The organism is Leptospira neocaledonica, from assembly GCF_002812205.1.
Lineage (GTDB): Bacteria > Spirochaetota > Leptospiria > Leptospirales > Leptospiraceae > Leptospira_B > Leptospira_B neocaledonica.
The window spans coordinates 130,594-149,182 of the sequence record NZ_NPEA01000003.1 but is presented as its reverse complement, the minus strand read 5'-3'; the positions used below and the strand labels follow the sequence as shown (position 1 = coordinate 149,182).

At 39.4% G+C, this 18,589-nt stretch carries 19 protein-coding genes; 9 read left to right on the top strand and 10 right to left on the bottom strand.

Annotation, left to right across the window (positions count from 1 at the left end; translation table 11 throughout):
* The first annotated feature begins 64 nt into the window (after window positions 1-64).
* The 9 genes from CH365_RS05540 to CH365_RS05500 all read left to right on the top strand — a co-directional run bounded on the left by CH365_RS05540 (window position 65) and on the right by CH365_RS05500 (window position 8,958).
* Window positions 65-1,957, top strand: a complete 1,893-nt coding sequence (locus tag CH365_RS05540; protein ID WP_100767610.1) for an AMP-dependent synthetase/ligase — start codon at window positions 65-67, stop codon at window positions 1,955-1,957.
* A 21-nt stretch (window positions 1,958-1,978) separates the two neighbouring features.
* Window positions 1,979-3,595, top strand: coding sequence for an acyl-CoA dehydrogenase family protein (locus CH365_RS05535; protein ID WP_100767609.1), 1,617 nt, complete (start codon window positions 1,979-1,981; stop codon window positions 3,593-3,595).
* Window positions 3,596-3,620: 25 nt separating this feature from the next.
* Entirely contained in the window at window positions 3,621-4,052 is a 432-nt protein-coding gene (locus tag CH365_RS05530; protein WP_100767608.1) for a MaoC family dehydratase, read from the top strand.
* Between the two features lie 18 nt (window positions 4,053-4,070).
* Complete coding sequence (locus CH365_RS05525) at window positions 4,071-5,612, top strand: thiolase C-terminal domain-containing protein (RefSeq protein ID WP_100767607.1); 1,542 nt, start codon at window positions 4,071-4,073, stop codon at window positions 5,610-5,612.
* 331 nt (window positions 5,613-5,943) lie between these two features.
* The gene (locus tag CH365_RS05520) at window positions 5,944-6,264 is read left to right on the top strand and encodes a hypothetical protein (RefSeq protein WP_100767606.1); all 321 of its coding nucleotides are present in this window, start codon (window positions 5,944-5,946) and stop codon (window positions 6,262-6,264) included.
* A 60-nt stretch (window positions 6,265-6,324) separates the two neighbouring features.
* Entirely contained in the window at window positions 6,325-6,570 is a 246-nt protein-coding gene (locus tag CH365_RS05515) for a hypothetical protein (RefSeq protein WP_100767605.1), read from the top strand.
* A 353-nt stretch (window positions 6,571-6,923) separates the two neighbouring features.
* Window positions 6,924-7,178 carry a hypothetical protein gene (locus CH365_RS05510; RefSeq protein ID WP_100767604.1) on the top strand — a complete coding sequence of 85 codons (255 nt, stop codon included), beginning with the start codon at window positions 6,924-6,926 and terminating at the stop codon, window positions 7,176-7,178.
* On the top strand, window positions 7,175-8,293 hold the full coding sequence (locus tag CH365_RS05505; protein WP_100767603.1) for a suppressor of fused domain protein: 1,119 nt from the start codon (window positions 7,175-7,177) through the stop codon (window positions 8,291-8,293). Before CH365_RS05510 ends, CH365_RS05505 begins: the two co-directional genes overlap by 4 nt.
* A 14-nt stretch (window positions 8,294-8,307) precedes the next feature.
* Window positions 8,308-8,958 carry a hypothetical protein gene (locus tag CH365_RS05500; protein ID WP_100767602.1) on the top strand — a complete coding sequence of 217 codons (651 nt, stop codon included), beginning with the start codon at window positions 8,308-8,310 and terminating at the stop codon, window positions 8,956-8,958.
* A gap of 420 nt (window positions 8,959-9,378) precedes the next feature.
* Here the strand turns inward: CH365_RS05500 and CH365_RS05495 are convergent, their stop codons facing one another.
* From CH365_RS05495 to CH365_RS19960, 10 genes are all read right to left on the bottom strand, one after another.
* Window positions 9,379-11,739 (bottom strand): PP2C family protein-serine/threonine phosphatase, encoded by a 2,361-nt coding sequence (locus CH365_RS05495; RefSeq protein ID WP_100767601.1) that lies wholly within the window; start codon window positions 11,737-11,739, stop codon window positions 9,379-9,381.
* Window positions 11,736-12,986: a hypothetical protein gene (locus tag CH365_RS05490; RefSeq protein WP_100767600.1), complete on the bottom strand. Its 1,251-nt coding sequence runs from the start codon at window positions 12,984-12,986 to the stop codon at window positions 11,736-11,738. Before CH365_RS05490 ends, CH365_RS05495 begins: the two co-directional genes overlap by 4 nt.
* Window positions 12,987-13,017: 31 nt before the next feature.
* Entirely contained in the window at window positions 13,018-14,169 is a 1,152-nt protein-coding gene (argJ, locus tag CH365_RS05485) for a bifunctional glutamate N-acetyltransferase/amino-acid acetyltransferase ArgJ (protein WP_100767599.1), read from the bottom strand.
* 127 nt (window positions 14,170-14,296) lie between these two features.
* Window positions 14,297-15,688, bottom strand: a complete 1,392-nt coding sequence (locus CH365_RS05480; protein ID WP_100767598.1) for a HAMP domain-containing sensor histidine kinase — start codon at window positions 15,686-15,688, stop codon at window positions 14,297-14,299.
* Window positions 15,678-16,382 (bottom strand): response regulator, encoded by a 705-nt coding sequence (locus tag CH365_RS05475; RefSeq protein WP_008590830.1) that lies wholly within the window; start codon window positions 16,380-16,382, stop codon window positions 15,678-15,680. Before CH365_RS05475 ends, CH365_RS05480 begins: the two co-directional genes overlap by 11 nt.
* A 239-nt stretch (window positions 16,383-16,621) precedes the next feature.
* Window positions 16,622-17,035, bottom strand: coding sequence for a hypothetical protein (locus CH365_RS05465; RefSeq protein ID WP_100767596.1), 414 nt, complete (start codon window positions 17,033-17,035; stop codon window positions 16,622-16,624).
* The gene (locus CH365_RS05460; RefSeq protein ID WP_100767595.1) at window positions 17,032-17,400 is read right to left on the bottom strand and encodes a hypothetical protein; all 369 of its coding nucleotides are present in this window, start codon (window positions 17,398-17,400) and stop codon (window positions 17,032-17,034) included. The genes CH365_RS05465 and CH365_RS05460 overlap by 4 nt, the downstream gene beginning before the upstream one ends.
* Window positions 17,381-17,968: an RNA polymerase sigma factor gene (locus tag CH365_RS05455; RefSeq protein WP_100767594.1), complete on the bottom strand. Its 588-nt coding sequence runs from the start codon at window positions 17,966-17,968 to the stop codon at window positions 17,381-17,383. The genes CH365_RS05460 and CH365_RS05455 overlap by 20 nt, the downstream gene beginning before the upstream one ends.
* A 53-nt stretch (window positions 17,969-18,021) precedes the next feature.
* The gene (locus CH365_RS05450; protein ID WP_100767593.1) at window positions 18,022-18,414 is read right to left on the bottom strand and encodes a hypothetical protein; all 393 of its coding nucleotides are present in this window, start codon (window positions 18,412-18,414) and stop codon (window positions 18,022-18,024) included.
* Window positions 18,411-18,587 carry an LIMLP_16695 family PerRB-regulated protein gene (locus CH365_RS19960; protein WP_020769516.1) on the bottom strand — a complete coding sequence of 59 codons (177 nt, stop codon included), beginning with the start codon at window positions 18,585-18,587 and terminating at the stop codon, window positions 18,411-18,413. Before CH365_RS19960 ends, CH365_RS05450 begins: the two co-directional genes overlap by 4 nt.
* Window positions 18,588-18,589: the final 2 nt, after the last annotated feature.

The following is an 18,589-nucleotide window of genomic DNA, read 5'->3' as shown; positions in this document are numbered from 1 at the left end:
CTTCAACATAGTGTTTCCGCCGTAGGGAAAAAAACCTAGTTTATAGTGTTCTCAGGGGGAGTTTTTGGAAACTGATCAAAAGTATTTTTACGATATGCTGGAAAGGACGGCATCTAAATTTCCGAATAAGGAAAGTTTTTCCCGTAGAACCAAAGATGGAATTAAAGGAAGGACTTTTTCAGAGATCAAGTCCTTAACGGATTCTTTGATTGCAGGTCTGATCGAAGAAGGAGTCCAAAAAGACGATAAGATCTTATATCTTTGTGATTCGAGTCAGAACTGGATCATAGGTGATATCGCTATCGTCTCTGCAGGGGCTGTATCTGTTCCGAGAGGAACCGATGTGGTTGACGAAGATATATTATATATTGTTAATCATTCCGAGAGTAAATATGCAATCGTTCAGAAAGAGAAAGATAAACAAAGATTAGTCAACCTTGGTTCTAAACTTCCTAGTTTGAAAAAAGTTTTTGTGATCGAAGACGATATTGGAGATCTAAAATCGGGAACCGACACGATCCTTGGCCTAATCGAAAGAGGAAAATCGAATCTGTCAAAAGATCCTGGCATTGTTCGCAAAAGACTCCAGGAAAAATCTCCGAATGAACTTGCTACTTTGATCTATACCTCGGGAACTACCGGCGCTCCCAAAGGAGTTATGCTCACCCAAACAGGCTGGATTTCCGCGGTGGAAAAAGTAATTGGATTTGTTCAATTAACTTCTGCGGATTCAGGTGTAAGCCTTCTTCCTCCTTGGCATGCTTTCGAAAGAGCGATCGAATATTGTATCTTAGAATTAGGTGCAGGGTTTCTAGTTTCCAATATTAGTAACTTGAAAGAAGATTTGAAGGAATTCCAACCGACATTATTCCCTTCTGTTCCAAGGATTTGGGAATCTCTATATAACGGAATTATGAATAAGGTCTCCAAGGAATCCGGCTTCAAAAGAGCAGTATTCAATTTCTGTCTGAAAATTGGGAATCTTTGGGCAGTTCAAAAAGGAGTTCTGTTTGGTTACGATTTCAGGATAGAAAAGCCTAATTTTATCGTCTGGACCTTCTCTAAATTCTCCTCTTTGGTCCTTCTCATTTTATTATCTCCTCTCAAGTTACTAGCATTGGCAGTTTTCAAACCTATCCACAATGCTCTTGGTGGAAAATTAAGAGTCTCCGTTTCTGCAGGAAGTGCTCTTCCTTCTGTAGTGGATAAATTTTTATCTTCTATCGGGTTAATCGTTTTGGAAGGATATGGAATGACGGAAACTTCTGCAGTACTTTCCATTCGTAAGCCTAAACAACCTTCTCCTGGAACCGTAGGAACTCCAATACAAGGCTACGAATGTATTTTGAAAGATGAGCATGGCAATCTTGTCTCTCAGGGCGGAAAAGGAAGTCTTTGGGTAAAATCCAAACAGGTTCTTATGGGATATTACAAACGTCCTGAATTGAACGATGTAGTTTTTGATAAGAATGGTTTCTTCGATACTGGTGACATCATGCGTTTTAATTATAGAAACGAATTGGTGTTTGCAGGAAGGGCAAAGGATACTATAGTGCTTGCCGGAGGAGAGAATGTGGAACCGGTTCCTATAGAGGACCAGCTTTTAAATTCTCCTTATGTGAACCAAGTTATGGTAACAGGTCACGAGGCAAAACATTTAGTGGTTCTGATCGTTCCGGATTTTGAAAGATTGAAGGCCGAATTTCCGGATATACCGGAGGATGCGAATGTTTGGAATTCTCATCCTAAAATTAGAGAGATCTTCAAGAAAGAAGTTTCGGATAGAATATCCCGTAAAACAGGATTTAAATCTTTCGAGCTGATCCCTCAAAATGCGTTCTATGTCATTCCAAGACCTTTCGATCCGGATAAGGAAATGACCAGGACCTTAAAAATAAAAAGAAACGAAATATTAGAAAGTTTTAAAAAAGAAGTTTCCGATCTGACCAAAAATTAGAGCGGGATAGGGAGAAAAATTATGTTTTTAAATCCGTACTTAACGTCCTCCGATCTGGAGTTTTACGAAACCGTAAAGGACTTCGCAAAAGAGAGAGTATTACCTTCCGTAGAAGATCGGGACGAACACGGCGTATGGGGAGACGATATCTGGAAGGAAATGGGGAATATGGGCTTATTAGGCATTCCTGTTCCAGAAGAATTTGGAGGCCAAGGTGGGACCTGCCTTCAATGTTGTATTGCTCAAGAAGCGTTTAACGCAGGTTCTCTAGACGGAGGATTCGGACTTTCTTGGGGAGCCCATATGATTATCGGGACTCTTCCTATTCTTTTTCAAGGAACAGATGCTCAAAAGAAAAAATACCTTCCTAAACTTGCATCCGGAGAATGGATAGCAGGTCTAGCTTTGACTGAGCCTGATTCAGGTTCGGACGCTGCAGCGATGAATACATTCGCGACTAAAGTGGATGGAGGTTTCATTCTAAACGGAAGCAAACTGTTTATCACCAACGGACCGAACGGACAAGTGTTCATCGTGATGGCGAGAACGACTAAGTCAAGAGGACCAATGGGAGTCTCTGCATTTATAGTAGAATCCCATATGAAAGGATTTCACGTAAGTAAAGTCCTTAAGAAGTTGGGGCATAATACTTCCATGACTGCTGAACTTTCTTTCCAAGATATGTTTGTGCCTGATGAAAATCTTTTAGGTCCTCTAAATTCAGGTTTTGTTCGTATCGGAAAAGGAACACTAGAATGGGAAAGAACAGTTCTAGTCGCAGCAGTTCCGGGTGGAATGGAATTCGGATTGGAACTTTGTTTAGATTACGCATGGAAACGTCACCAATTCGGAAAACCGATCTTATCTTTCTTCGGAGTACAAGAAAAAATTGCACGTAACTGGGCGTATCTATGCGCTTCCAGAAGATTGATCTATTTCGTAGCAAATAAGAAGGATCAAGATCCAACTGCAAGTCTTCCATTCGAAAGTTCTGCATTAAAAGTTTTTGTTACGGAAACTGCGGAAGAGTTAGCAAGCGATGCAGTTCAGATCCACGGCGGAATGGGTTATATGAGAGAATGTCATGTAAGCCGTCAGTATAGGGATGTAAGACTCGGCACAATCGGTGGAGGAACAACCGAAGTCCAAAAAAGTATTATATCTTCTACCTACAAAGGTTTTGAAAAGTTGATGGATGTCCTACAACAATCTCAACCAGAAGAGATCAGAACTAAGGCAGAAAAAATCCTAGCAAACACTCCGGAAGAGAAAGTTCTTACTGCGGCGAAAGAATTATTGAAAGCAGCGGGAGAACATTCTGACAGAAAGAAAAAACAATCTTTGGAATTCGGATTTGCAGACCTTGCAGTATTCGTGACCACAGTTCAGTTAGGATTCTGGGATACTGCAAATTCTACTTCTGAATACAAATCGGAAGACAGGCTTAGAGATCTAAAAATACTAACCTTCTACGCCGGATGCAGATTTTTCAAAAGTGTACATTTCTTAAAAGAACTGGATGCCGAAAAAACCAAAAACTTGATGAGACTTTTCTCCGAACTTCCTTCCGTGGAAAAAGAAGTGGCTGATTGTGTGGAGTTCCTGAAAAACGGGGTCTTAGGCGCACAACTCGCTTAATCCAAAAAAGAATAAGGAAATCGGAATGTACGAAAGAGGAAAGACTTACGACGAAATACAAATAGGGGAAAAGGCAAGTTTCACAAAAACGATCACTGAAACGGATATCTATATATTCGCAGGGATCAGCGGGGATTTTAATCCTCTGCATGTGGACGAAGAATATGCAAAGACCACAGCGTTCGGAACTAGGATCGCTCATGGTGGACTTGCTGCTTCTCTATTAGCTCCTGTGCTCGGGATGAAACTTCCTGGGTTAGGGACAGTCGCTTTAGAAACATTAACCAAGTTCCGCAAACCTGTGTATCCTGGAGATACGATTACTTGCACAGTCACAGTGAAAGAAAAAATCCCAAGACTGAAAGCGGTCTCCATGAACATAGAGTGGACCAATCAAAAAAAAGAAACAATCGGCAAGGGAGAATGTAAAGTTCTACCTCCTTCTGCCCAAGCCTAGAATTTTCAGGAGTGATACATGAGTTTTCCCGTTCTACTAGGAGTCGCTGACAGTACGACCAAAGATTTTTCGGAAGAAGAATACAAATCGTGGAGCGGTTCTCAAAAAGTTTTTCAACATTATAAAAAATCCATAGCTACACTTTTAGATTTTTTAGGAATGAAAAATGAAACATTGGCTTCAGAGATCACTGACTTTGTAAGTATCGAAGCTGCTTCTTTAGGAAAGGGAGGTTACGGACACACAGTTCGTATTGCTAACGAGCTTGGATATACAGGAATGAAAGCCCATGTGATCGACTTGGGAGGCGCAAGCGTTACAGGAGCAATCGGACAAGCAAGAACCATCTTAGTGGATAATCCTGATGCAGTCGTGTTAGTTGCAGCAGCAGATATTCCTAAATCAGCATTTCGTCAAGTTTCCGATCTAAAGATGGTAAATGAAACGGTATGTCATCCTGAATTTGAATTAGATAATGGCGCAACTCTCATTGCAATGTATGGACTCATGATGAAAAGAATGATGTTCGAAGAAGAGATCAGTCTTGATGATCTGAAAGAGATTACTCAAAAGTTCAGATCTAATGCAATAGGAAATCCAAGAGCATTCTATTATGGACAAGAGATCACAGAAAAACAAATGTCTCGTCCTATTTCGGATCCTTATCCGACACCAATGATCGCGATCGTGACCGATCATGGTTTTGCCACCATCTTAATTTCCGAAAAAAAAGCGGAAGAATGGAAATCTAAAGGTTGGATCCGAAAAGATCTGAAACCTTTACATCTTGTGGGAGCTTCTCATGCTGCTCATAGCGAATATTTCATTTTAAAAGGTGGATTTGATTCTCCTTCCAGAAATTCAGCAGAAAGACTTTTCGCTCAATCGGGTTACCAAAGAGAAGAAGTGGATTATGCTTGGATTTACGATTGTTTCCCTGGGCAGGTTATCCAACAGTCCGCTCAATATTTTAAATTGGGCAAAAAAGACGTAGTGAATGCTCTTAAAACTTCTTCATTAAAACTTTCTAATGGAAAACAGATCCCAATCAATCAAATGGGCGGGATTCTCAACTACCAGGCTGCCATGTCTATTTCTGCTGCTACAGGACTTGTAGATATTGCAGTTCAATACGGGTTATATGCTCAGGTTGCTGATTCTGGAAAAATTCCGGCACATTCTCCTAAGTTATCACTCTTGGGAGGGAATGGTGGAATAGATAGTATCAATTCCATTGCGTTATTCTCATCGGAACGTCCTTCAAGCGACAGAAAATCCAGAACACCGGAACTTTCTCCACTTACGTTAAACAAACCAGGCGCAGATATTGGAGAAGAAGGTGTCGTTTGGTCAGCTACAACAGTTAACATGAATCCAGGATTCTCTTGGAAGCCTCCTTATTCCTTAGCACTGATCAAGTTGGGAGAAGATCGTTTCGTTCTGGCAAACATCCATGAGAAGGATGGGACGATTCGCAAGTCCGGGGACGAATTGCAATACGACAGAACTAGGGTAAAAATAGAAAAAGAAGGCCGAAGATGGAAGGCCATACTTTTATAAACCGATCGTTCGTCTTGCAAAACTAAATAGATTTTTTCTAATATTCTCCGCAGAAATTTGAAAATAAATTGATTAGAATTGTTTTAAGAAGAAAAACTTTTACTTTGTTTTTGGAAAAAAATTTCCGAACTTGAAGTACGCTCCGATTCCATTCCGTCAGATTTTTTCTCGGAACGAAAAAGCGGCTTCGGATCGAAATGATCTGAAAACAAGGCAGTCAAAAAAGCAGTCTAATACTTGAGGCCGCCTAGCCCCGGATAAAACCGGAAATCTGAAAAGAAAATGCGAGAACCGTTTCCGTGATTTGATCTTTGTATAGGGGACGATATTCTTGTTTATCACTGCGGAGAACATTCGAACTGGAGAAGTTAGGACCTTTCTTGGAAAAGAAAGGATCTTAGTGCCTGATTCCAAACATACCGAGGAAACCCGTTCCCTCTGCGCACATTGGGAAACGGTAGAGGATTGTTTGGACTTACGAAAATATTCCAAATTTTTCTATGTCTCTGAGTCGGAAGGTAAATGGCAAAGGGGAGAAGAAGTTTTAATCTCCACCGAAAGGCCTGTTTCCGACAGACCGGGAAGTAAAAGCCTATCTATGGATCATGTGGACAGTTATAGGGTACTCGGAATTTTTTTAGAAAAGGAATAAAATCCGAGTAGAATACGAATCGGGAGAAGATAAGGTACGGACCCGAAGCACTCAGTAACAATGGTCCAAAAAAAGAAAAAGAAACCCTTACCTAAAAAGAAGGTAGTTAAACGGGCAAAACCCTCTTCTACCGGGACAAAAAACGTGCGTATCCCTAGGGATAACGACGTTAAGATGAGCGAAATGGTAGATTTGGCCGCTGAGATATTCGTTCAGACCTTAGAGATCTCCACTAAAATTCCAGACAAGCTCCGAGCCAGATTGATCAAACAACTTAAGGATGCTGCGAAAGAAGCCTTATCCTGAAAGTTTTCCTACCCTTCCTCCAGGGATAAATTTTCGATTTTGAGAAATTTTTTTCCAAAAACCTCGCTCAAACGAGGTGGGATTCCTGGTTTATGTCCGTCGAAATGGAATATGGAAACGATGTTTTTAGCAACGGCCCTTTTCTTGATTCTTTTCGAACAATATAAGGAAAGAAAAACCCGAGAAAAGGTTTTTGTAGAACCTTTACGTAACTTCCTTCACCGTTAACCTACGGTCCAAGCGCCAGGCGAAAGGATGCCCTGGCCTTCGTTTTTCTCGCCTCGTTAATGTTGGAACCGACTTGAATCCTTCCGGATACCAGGGATAATGGCCTTGGGCGGATTTCAACTTCTATGAAGAACAAATTACTCACACCTATCAAAGCGATAGACACCTTCGTAAAATGTAAAAAAGAAGGGGAGCGCATTCCCATTTTGGTTTGGGACAGTTTAAGAACCTACCAAAGATGGAATCAGGTGGAGCTAACGGGACTTCTAAATGCTAGCGCCTATTTTCCTGATATTCTTTTCGAAAAGGATATGGAGAAGAAGATCCAGAATCGTCTGGACGAATTTAATTCCAGGATCGTGGACATTCCTATTAAATGAACCAAACTGCTGAACCTAAAATTTTATACCAAGAAGCAAATCCTTACGGATCATTAACCGCGTATTTGGAAGACGACGGAAGAACTGTTTATCTTTATTTACAAGCGGAAGAAAGTCCTGATTTTGCGATCAAATCCGTTTGGGTATGCAATCGTATAGACGCACCCAAAACAAGAACCGATCTAGATCTAAGATCGGGCCTCGCACCATTCTTAACAGAAGACGAAGTCACCGATCCTAAGGGCCAACCGGAATTTGATCCTAAAGAGATCCATTTTATCTGGTCAGAAGAAGGAAACGGAGTCTCCTTATTTTATAAAGAAGAATTGATCGCATATCTTCCTCCTTGGTCCGGTATCAAAGGATTTCACGGATATTCTAAATTTACAAAGGCGGATACGATCACCGCTTATCCTATAGGAAACACAGAATACGGAGTGATCCCCGATCGTATCAACCAAGACAGAAATTTTTGGGAATACAGATCTACCAAAGGAATTTGGAAGAATATACAAGAATCCAGGCTTGCTTATCTAGAATACGTATTTGGTAAACATGATAAATATTGGTCTGCTGATGGCGGAAAATATCCTCAACTAGGAATCGTAAGATTCGCTCCTAAGAATATGCCGGGCGTTTATATATATTCCACGATTGGAATGAGTGCACAAAATCTTCCTTCAGTCGAATTGTACAGAAAAGATTATGAAAACTATGCAAGAGTAGAGTTAATCTGTGCTGTTAAAGTTTCAGATGAGGATAGATCAGAAAGTTGGGTCCCCCATCAAATCGGAGAGATTATTCGTTATCCTTGGGTCATGAGCAAATGGTTTGGTCATGGACATTCGATTGCAATGAATAGGAGAGATCCGGAAGCTTTGTACTTAAGTTTTAGCTCCTTAACAATTAGAGAGATCGGAAAAGAAGAAGGCTTCCCTGAATTGACTGAATTAAAGTCTGAAAGAGGCAATCCGATCAAATTTTTGGCTTTGATCCCTGTTTCAGAGGAAGAAAGGGTCTTTATAGAAGAAAAAGGCGCAGAAGAGTTCTTTTCTTTATTAGATTCCACTCAATCCAAGTGGATTCATAATCCAGAGAGACAATCTACAATCTGATCAGAAAGTTTTGAATGAAAACATTTATCTCGAGGCGATATTTAACTTTTCTGAATTTATTCTTAGCGTTTAGCTTTTTAAATCTGAACTTAAACGCTCAAGAGAAGAGTTCTGCAGCGAATATCGAGAAAATTTGGGAGAATATATACTCTCAAGACTTCATTTCAGCTAAAAAACTAGTCCAAAAAGAACTTCAATCATCCAATTCTGAGTCGTTACAGCTTCTTTCTTTGATGGAAATCTGTTTGAATGGCTTGGAAAGATATAAACAAGCCGATGAAAGTCGCAAAAAGATCCTAAACGTTTGGGAAAAGAACCATAAAAAGGCTTATCTAGAAGAGAATTATCCCTTAAATCTTGCTACTTGGACTAGAATGGCGGTTGTTACGCCGAATATTTTAGTATTAGGAGCGGAATATTACCTTCCATATCCCGTAAATTCAAAGAAAGAAGGCTTCTATTATCATAAATTCACTGCATATAACCGCTATAGCAAGCATGCAGTTAAGTTTTTTAAGCTAGAGAACTCTCCTAAAACTGAAAAAGAGTATAGGTTATTCGAAATTACGGAAGAAGGAGAAGCGAAACTAGTTAAAAATTATGGAAATGCACTGCCAGATTTCAGAGATGAGATGAAAGACGTGCTTAAATATATAAATCTTTAAGTTGATCACACCTAAAGTGTTGTATTTTTACAACACAACGCTTGCAAAATTCGGAAATTACTACTTAAGAAGGGCTATAAAAGAAAAAACCCGCCTCATAGAAGCGGGTTTTAAGCTTCATTTCCTCCATAAACAAATATGGAAGAGATGTTGTTGAAGTTACTTATTTCTTTTTCGCAACTTTCTTCTTAGCAGCTTTTTTCTTTGCTACTTTTTTCTTAGCTGCTTTCTTGACTGCTTTCTTTTTTGCAACCATTGACGTCCTCCATGTATTAGATCTTTAATGCTCTTCATATAATATGATAGATCAGTAAAGATCTTGGATAGTGACATAATTAAGCAATTTACTTTTCATTGTAAAGTATTTTAATTAATTTTAGGAAAAAAATTTAAAGAAGTTGATTTAACACTAAGTGATACTTACTCAGCGACTTCTAGACAAACAAAAGAGATATCATCGCTAGGTTCTTTGTAATTTCTAAACTCTTCTAGCGTTTTTTTAATAAGATCAGCTAGTGATTGGGCATCTTTATCGTGATTTAAGGATAATATTCTTAAAAGATTCTCTTCTCCGAAGATTTCTTCGTTATCATCGAACGTTTCAGTCACTCCGTCGGTGAACAAAACTAATTTATCTCCCGGATTTAAATGAATAGTTAAGATTCTATAATCCGTTGGTAGAACACCTAAAACTCTTTGAGTTTCGTTTCTAAGTTCTATTTTTCCATTCTTTCGAATACAAATCGGTGGAGTGTGACCTGCATTTACGAATGAGAATGCTCCATCGCTAGCGTTATATATCCCTGCGATGGAAGTCATGAACTCACTTCCTCTATATCTCTCGATCAAAAACAAGTTAATCGCTCTAAAAATATCGGGAAGAGAAGAAGAATTGCCCAGCTGACGGCGAATAATTCCTCTTACTGCAGAAACTAGATAACCTGACCCAAGTCCATGTCCTGACACATCTCCTAAGAACAATAACTGCTTTTTAGGAGAAAGTTTGAGAATATCTAGATAGTCTCCTGAAATTCCGACTGCAGGAAGTGTAAAATAGCCTAATTGAACCGATTTTATGGTCTCTAATTCGGGTAAATGAAGAGTTTTATCTAAGACCGCAGCCATATTCAGGTCTCTAACGATTCTTTTCTTCTCCACTTCATCAACTAGTAGGGAGTAGTTTCGAATAAGTAAGGATGCTAATCTAGTACATTCTTTTAAAAATCTAAGCTCACCTAGGGTAAAATTCTTACGATTGATCTTCTCTCCGACCAAAAATACTGCGATGACCTCTTTTCCTTTTTCAAAATTGAATAAAGGATAAGCTAGTTGGACTTCCATCTGATTTAAAAATCTAAATACGGACTCTCTGATCCCTAATCCGTATGCAAGGTGAGAAGTAATGGTAACTTCGGTATGATTTTCGAAATAAGTCCAAATTTCGGATCCGTAAGGAATTCGAATGAAGTTGATATTTCTTAGGTCAGTTCCGGAAAATTTATCCGCTGGGATCAATATCTGAAGTTTTTTTACCTCTAGTGCATCTACTAGCCTTCGGATCAGATTATTGATCGTAGCTCTCATGGAGATCGGAGCACCGATCATTACGGATAATTCTTCTAATGCAGTGTGAAGTTTGGGATTATTTCTGAAGCTCCAATAATCTATCCACTTATACAATTTATTGTTCAATGAACCTAAAAAGTAGGCCGCGGCGACTACATAGAATAAATTCCATTCTCTTTGGTGTTTTCCTAAAAATCCCGGGTTCCATCTTACAAAAAACTCCAGACCAAACAAATATCCGAAGGTTAAGATCAAGATAGAGTATATAGAAGTTAAAGAGGAACTGAAAGCGATCTGTACCGGCACTAAAGAATAGGTATAAGTCCCGAATACGATCAGGACTGGAAATAGAATCAATGCCGTCATTAAATAAGGACGGATCATAAAGAAACTTTTAGTTGTTCCTAATTCTGCCATTAAGAACGGAACGACCGTAATTAAGAAGAATGCTAATACGATGCTTAATTTTTTAGAAACTTCCTGAAACGTTCCTTTGTTTCTAAATGTATGAAATACCAACTGCAAGATACAAATTCCTGCAGAGAATAAGTTGAAATACATTCCATTGATGGATAAGAACTGAAACAGATCTGGATTTCCTTTTTGAGAAAGTCCTACAAATCCTGCTACCAAGGAAAAAATCACCTGAGGTGCAAACCATCTGGAAGGGATCTCTTTTCCTCTTAATCTGAAGGAAACGTCTAAGATCAAAAATCCAGTGAAGTATAAGAAGAAGAAAAATGGAAAAAGGAAATCGTGGAATGCTAATAAGAAGAAGTTAAATAAGAATAAGGAGGATAAAGATCCGAATAGTAAGAAAATATATAAATCTCTGGTATAAAAGAAAAACCAGATCGCTACTAAGAAATATAATAAAGAAAGAAATATATCCGGCAGGAAGTCTTTTAGAACCTCAAAGGAAGATCTCATGTCCAGGGAAAGACTTTTGACTATACTTCCTTCTTTTGCAAAAAAATGAAATGAAAGTCCGGATAATCCGTAATCTGCTCCAAGCTTTCGAAAGATTTCATATTCGATCAGATCTATTTTCATTCCGACTAGATCTGCATGCGCTCCGCCGGAAACCGCGATCTTTCCATTCGGGTAAAAGTAAAAAGGAAGTCTTGCTTCTTTAGAATAAGAGTTCAATAATCCTGAAAACAGGATCAAACTGAAAAGGATTACGGAAAGAAATACGATCAGGATATTTCTCACGGCTGCATCCCCAAATGTTGGAACGAAATAATATTACGATCATTTAAAGTTAAGAAGAGCGCATCTTTGCCGGGAGTTTCTATATTTTCCCAGCCGATGGATGCCAAGTTCCTATCCGGTTTGGAAGCATCGAACAATTTGAATTTTTTTCCGATAAATCTAAGAGAGATCTTGCCCGTTTCCTTTTCTACCATTCCAACTGCAAGATCGTATTTTTCCGTCCATGAGATTTCTTTTAAGTTATCTTCTACCATTGATTTGATCTGAAGAATGTTCTTTAATTCTCCATTTAATCTGGAGGAATATAGAGTTCCTAATATATAACAAAGTGCTAAAACGGAAACTGCGTTGGTAACACTCAAGCGTAGAAATACGAAATAAAAATCTCCGGAAGGACTTTGGAAAAATTCCAGAAGTTCACCAGGTTCTCTGGACAATAGATCTATTTTTATATCTCCTATCATAGGAGGCTCAGGAGATTCCAAAAACTTGCGGATCTTGCCCGCATTCTCTAATTCTTTTCTGTATTTTTTATTTTCCGCAATTTGAGAAGAAAGGATCTGATTATGGACCGCTAATGCGCATTTTCCGGCCAGGAAACCAAGCTCATGTCTAACATTATCTTTCGGAATATTAGAAACCGCTAAAAAGCCGAAAAGTTTTTCTCTAAAAACGAAAGGAAGAATAAAGTTCGCTCTTAAACTTACGAAGTCTTCGTTGATAATTTTATTTTGGTCCGGTTCTCCGATCATAGCTCCGGATCTTTTGTTCAAGATATAAGTAAGAAGTGCCGCTCTTGGGTTGATCCCTTCGAATGTGTTTACCTTTCTTTGTTTTTTGTGAGCGTAAGTATATAATTCGTAATGGACCAAATCATTTCTTAGTATTGCCAATTTTCCGAAATTACTATTGGTCAATCTTACTAATTCAGGAAATACGTTTTTGATCAATCCTTCTGAATCGAATCTTCTGTGAGCGAGTCTTGAAGAACCAGGGTCGTCGCTTAAATATTCGGAAACGAACGTGGATTTTAAAAAGCCTGAAATTTTTTCCTGGATGGGTAATAGTCCGAAAACCCCGAATACCAAACAGGTAAGAACTGAAATTTCACTTACGAATTCTATTTCTTTAGGAAGAAGATAAATGCTGAGTTCATACAAACCTAGGATCACGAATACGGAAAGTAATCGTACGGTTATAGTGATAACCGAAGAGATAAGTCGTAGATCGGAAAAATAGGTCTTCACGTTTCAGGGATTCGATACGGATTCGGCAAACTTAGGTTGTGTAGTATGCGTTTTCCTTCACGTAACCTTCGGTCAGGTCGCATCCCCAGAACACCATCTCTTTGTTTCCGGTATTCAATACCACATCGACGAAGATCTCGGAATTCTTTTTTAGATACTCTGATAATTTTTTGAGAGTTTCAGTATCCGCACCTTTGACAGGAAGTCCTCCGAAATAAATTTCCAAAGAGTCGAAAGGAATGGGTTCGTCAAAAACCTTACCGACTGCCATGACCAATCTTCCCCAATTCGGATCCCCGCCATAAATTGCGGTTTTGATCAATGGAGAATTTAGTATGGATTTTCCGATCTTTCTGGCTTGGGATTCATCTTTGGACTTTTTGATACGGACTTCTATCAATTTAGTTGCACCTTCTCCATCTCTCGCCACTTCTTTGGCAAGATCGGTACATATTTCTAAAAGAGCTGATTTGAATTCGTTTGCATTTACTGAACCTGCAAGACCATTACTAAGTAAAACAACTGTATCGGATGTAGAAGTATCCGAATCGATTGTGATACAATTAAAACTTAAATCCGCACAATCCTTTAAGATCGGGTAGACTTCTCCTTCAATTTGAGCGTCTGTAAGAATATAAGAAAGCATAGTAGCCATATTCGGCTCTATCATCCCCGCACCTTTGGCCATACCGAAGATAACTGCTTCTCCATTCGAAGATTTGATCTTTCTCACGGAAATTTTTCTGCGAGTATCTGTGGTCATAATTGCTTCTGCCACTTCTTCCAGATTGCCAGGTTTTAAATTTGATTTTGCTTGAGCACACGCTGGAAGTATAACCTGCATCGGAAGAGGAACTCCGATCACTCCAGTGGAAGAAGGTAATACAGAAGTTTCTGCAATACCGAGAGACTTTGCGATCTCGGAACAGATTTGTCTGGAGTTTGAGATCCCTTTTTCTCCCGTAGCTACATTCGAGTTTTTAGAATTGATGACTACAGCTTGCAAAACTCCATCTCGTATATGTTCTTTGCCTACGATGACTGGAGCGCCTGGAAAATTATTTTTAGTAAATACCGCAGCTGCCTTGCAGGGTTTTTCGGAATAGATAACTCCGAAATCTTTGGTTTTATCTTTAATACCTATATTTGTGCCGAATGACAAAAAGCCCTTAGGATAATCCATGTTCTAACCTCGACCGGAGGGTCCGGGATTTCGGTAATGTGAATACATCACCGATTTTTATATAGAATCTCTATATTCGCTTTGGGGCAGTTTTAGGAAAAGCGTATTACGAGCAAATGCTCGGATTTCAAACTTCGGAAATTTCGGAATACACTAATGGAAGGGTTACGGAGAAGATAGTTCCACCTTCCGGATTATCGAAAACTTTGACAGAACCGTGATGTAATCTCACAATATGTTTCACGATAGAAAGACCTAAGCCGGTCCCTCCTTCTTTTCTGGATCTATTCTTATCTACTCGGAAAAATCTTTCAAAAATTCTATCCTTGTCCTCGTCCTTGATCCCGATCCCTTGGTCTATAACCTGAAAATTCACGGAATCAGGTTCTACCTTGGCGATTTTCAAAGTGATCGTTTTATCATCTGGAGAATAAGAAGAAGCATTCGAAATCAAATTTAAGAGCATATGTTCCAAGAGAACCCAGTCAGCAGAGATAGTCAGAGGAGAAGGCATCTCCACTACAAGCTTTTGTCCTTTGGGAGAAATAACACCATCCACAGTGAAGGAAAGATTTTCTACCAGAGACTTTAAAGTAAATTCTTCAGGCTGAGCGATTGCACTTTGGTTTTCAATCCTAGTGATCGTAAGCATATCTTCTACGATACGCACCATTCGGTCTGTGTTTCGAGAGATTGCGTCCAAAAATCTTTTTTCATGACTTTCTTCCAAAAGTTTCAAACGGCCGAGCAATGTTTCCGTATAACCTTTGATGGAAGTGATCGGTGTTTTTAATTCATGAGAAGCGTTTTGTACAAACTGTTCCCTTATCAGATAAGATTGTTTCTCTTCAGTGATATTTCGAATTACTCCTATAAACATAAGGAGGTTCCCATTCGTTCTAAGAGGATACATTTTGATTGCATAGAAGTTTTGGCTCAGGTCCAGTTCCGTTTTAGGTTCTCCCTTTCCGGAAAGATTCTTTTTAATGAAGTCTAGCAGTCTTGGATCTTTGACTGCGTCTTCTACCTTTCTTGAACCTGAATTAGGTTCTATCAAAGAGCCAGGGATACTTCTGTTTTGAAAAACGATGGAGCCTTCCAAATCAACGGAGAATACACCTTCTTTCAAATTTTGTAATACTGAATCGAACTTTTCTTTTTCGATCGTAAGGTCTACGAATTGGTGTTTCAAACGTCCCGACATCAAATTGATAGAGACTGCAAGATCCGCTAATTCTTGGATTTCGGGTAGACTCAACTCGGAACCGAAATCCCCGGCGTTGATCTCTCCCGTTTTCATTTCGATCTGGTTGAGTGTTTGGGTTACACTTCTTGCAATCGAAAAGGACATATAAAATGTCCCGAACATTGCTAATAAGATATAAGCGGAGAATAAAAGTACTTTGAGGTCGGGGTTGATCAAGTCCTCTAAAAAGAGGACGATCCCCGCAATAGCCATGAGGAAAACGAGTAGAAGCCAGTTACTTAAGAGTAGTTTAGAAAATAAGCTACGCCTCATTGAATCTGTAACCGATCCCGCGGATGGTTTCCAACCTCTCCTTCTCTTCTCCTAGTTTGTCTCGGAGTCTTTTAATATTAACATCGACAGCTCGATCCGTCACGTAAATATCCTTTCCCCAAACTTTATCTAAAAGTTTATCTCTGGTAAAGGCAACACCCGTATTAGTCATAAATAGATAGAGTATTTTGTATTCGATCAATGTAAGGTCGATTTCTTCGTTATTGATGAATACTTTATGAGCTTTTGGATTCAGAAAAATTTTGCCGACCGTGATGTTTCCTTCTTGGTCCTGCTCATCTTCTCCTTCTCCTGATCTTCTCAATACGGAACGTACTCTTGCGATTAGTTCTCTGGTGGAGAATGGTTTTCTAACATAATCGTCCGCACCTAGTTCCAATCCTAAGACCGCGTCGGTCTCTCCGGATTTTGCGGTGACCATGATGATTGGTAGAGAATATTTTTCTTTGATTCTTTTACAAAGGTCCATTCCCCCAATACCTGGGAGCATTAGATCCAATACCACTAAGTCGGGCAGATTTTTTTCGATCCTAGGAAGCACCTCTAAACCGTTTTGGCAGGTGTCTACTTGGTAGCCGTTCTCTTCTAAATGAAATTTGATCAGTTCTGCGATATCCTCTTCGTCATCTACTACGAGGATTTTTTGGCCTGGGCTGCCGGAAGCATTTTTCATAAATTCGCTGAAGCTCTTTCTCCTACGCCTCGGAGGATTTTTATCGTTAGTCGTCGGGGTGGAGGATCCTTGGATTTGGATAGGTTCCATCCCATCAGATTGTCAGAAAATCGTTACAAAAGGTTTACACAAACATTACAATCGCCGGAAAAAGAATATTCCACGCTTATTCTTATGACAACCAGTAAACAAAAAGGAATATGTTCCTTTTTGGACTAAACCTTAGACGGGGATTTTGATCAGTCCTGGTCCTTAATAATTTCGTTTAACTCGTTGATCAACTTTCTTTGACGGAAAAGGACATAAAGAACGAATCCTGAAAATAAAGCCAGACCTAAAATATAGACCCAAAGTAGACCTTTTAGCCTGGTTTGTTCTTCTTCTATCGCTTTGATTGTGGTCAGGTGTTCGACTAAGAAAAAATAATTATCCGATTGGGCCCAGGATTTTCTGGCTTCTTCTCTGATCTGTGTGATCAGAATATCTGCTTCCTGTTTGCTCATGTTTTGGATGAGAGGGAAAACAGAGTCTAACTTCATTTCTAAGAATTCTTTTGCAGTTAATTTGGTCTCGGCCTGTTTTTCCTGTGCGGAGATTTGGTTTCCGAAGGTAAGCAATAAAGATAAAACGATCCCAAAACTGAAATATTTCATTCGTCGAATCCTAACTTGTTTTTCCATTCCTTGGTATAGGGACTCTTATTTTGCACAAGATAAATCCCTATTAGAACCGTAAAAAGCAGGAACAAAAAACCGCTAGTAGCTAAAATCGCATGTAAAAGCCCTGTTTGGAAGAGAAAATTCCAATCAGTAAACAGAAGGGCAGTCAAAGGAGAAAATGCCAAGATCAGAATCGTGATCAGAATCAGCCGGATATGCCTCAGATGGACTAAATGAAGCATTACTTTTTTCTTAAGCATGGGCGGTACGTCGTCATTCACCCTGCCTTCCGGAGGTTTTACAAAAAAATCCAATTGCTCCCGCAACTCGTCGGGAAGTTTATCTTTTTCCGTGCTCATCGTCTTTTTTCAGCCAATCGCGTAGGATTTCTTTCCCTCGAAAAATATAACTCTTTAATGTGTTCATTTTCAAGTTTAAATTTTCGGAGATATCTTTATAGGACATATTCTCAAAGTAGTGTAACGATATAGGTTTACGGTATAGCTCGGGTAACTTGTCCACCAGGGATCTGATCTTTTCTGTGGTTTCTTTTTCTAATACTTCGGATTCTTGAGAGGAGAAGTTATCACCCAGCTTATCACTGGATAACGTGTCTATAGAAGCGTCTATCTCAGGGTGTTCTTTTCGGTATCTGCGTATGATTTCGTTTCTTGCAATGGAGAAGACCCAAGTGGAAAATTTGGACTTTCCTCTGAATGTGGACAATCCTTCGAATGCCTTTAGGAAAACATCCTGAGTAAAGTCCTCGGCTTCCGCTTCGTTACGGAATGCTTTTTTGGCCTGAGAATAAACCATTGCTTCGTACTTCAATACGAGTTGTTCGAATGATTCAAAATCTCCTGCTAGAACGTTTTGGATATTGGCCCAATCCTCCGGATCGCATAGGATGGGTTCTTCCGGTTTCATGGGAGTAATACTAAACCTATTTTATGGAAGGATCGGATTGGAGAAGGACCGATTCACTTCCTAGGAGACCATTTATAATAACAAAGAAGACCTAAACCGGTTCCGAGAGGGATTAATCCTCCGAGCATCGCTAAAGATTTTCCTAATACTAAAATGAAAGTAACGGAAAGAGCAATACCAACGAAGGTAAGGATCAGTCCTAAGAAAAAGGAATAAAGACGTAGATCGAATTTTTCTTTTTGGTAAAGGCCGGCTTTGATGATCGCCATTCTTTGACGATACCACCAAAAGAATAGGAAGAATAATAATAACCATCCGAAGATGATCCCTACAATCGGAATACTGTACAAGATTGCTTTATATTCTCCGCCAGGCTGACTTGCTTGGATGGCGAACTTGATCTCTTCTAGACTACGAAAGAGGGCTTCCTTTTCTTCCGGGGTCATCTGCTAAGAACCGCCACCTTCAATGAAGAAGTTTCTCCCTTCTTAAAGTAAGGGATTTTTTGTTCAATGCCAGGTCGGCCGGCGAGTGACTCGTACCAGTCCTCTTCTTTCCAGCTCTCTTTTAGATAACTAGTGCGGATATCGGAATTAAATAGATCCTTAAATTTGCTCATTG